This is a genomic window from Pseudomonas sp. S44 (assembly GCF_016624805.1).
Classification (GTDB): domain Bacteria; phylum Pseudomonadota; class Gammaproteobacteria; order Pseudomonadales; family Pseudomonadaceae; genus Aquipseudomonas; species Aquipseudomonas machongensis.
The window spans coordinates 1-343 of record NZ_JACVTY010000072.1 but is presented as its reverse complement, the minus strand read 5'-3'; the positions used below and the strand labels follow the sequence as shown (position 1 = coordinate 343).

Below are 343 nucleotides of genomic sequence, written 5' to 3'. Positions count from 1 at the left end.
AATGGTGACCTTGGTGCCATCCGAAAGGGTGAAGGTCAGGCCGCCATGGCCAGTGACATCCAGGCCCTGACCATTGGTCAGGGTGACGGTATAGGTGATCTCGCCGCCCTCGCTGACGGTGGACTTGTCGGCGGTGAGGGTCGCGACGACTTCGCTTTCGGTGTCAGCAATCTGAACGGTGGCCGAGCCACCCAGTTCCAGATTCTCGAAGGTCTTGCCCGGAACGCTGGCATCGGTGATGCCGACAGTCAGAGAGCCTGAGTCTTTGAAGACGTCATCGCCTTGGGCTGGCGCCTTGTACTCGACCTGGGTCTGGCCTGCAGCGATGGTGACCTTGTCGCCA

At 60.9% G+C, this 343-nt stretch carries 1 protein-coding gene; it reads right to left on the bottom strand.

Features of this window, described 5'->3' with window-relative positions; genetic code table 11:
* A partial coding sequence (locus tag IAE40_RS25575) for an immunoglobulin-like domain-containing protein (protein ID WP_200604071.1) occupies positions 1–343 on the bottom strand: 343 nt, incomplete at both ends.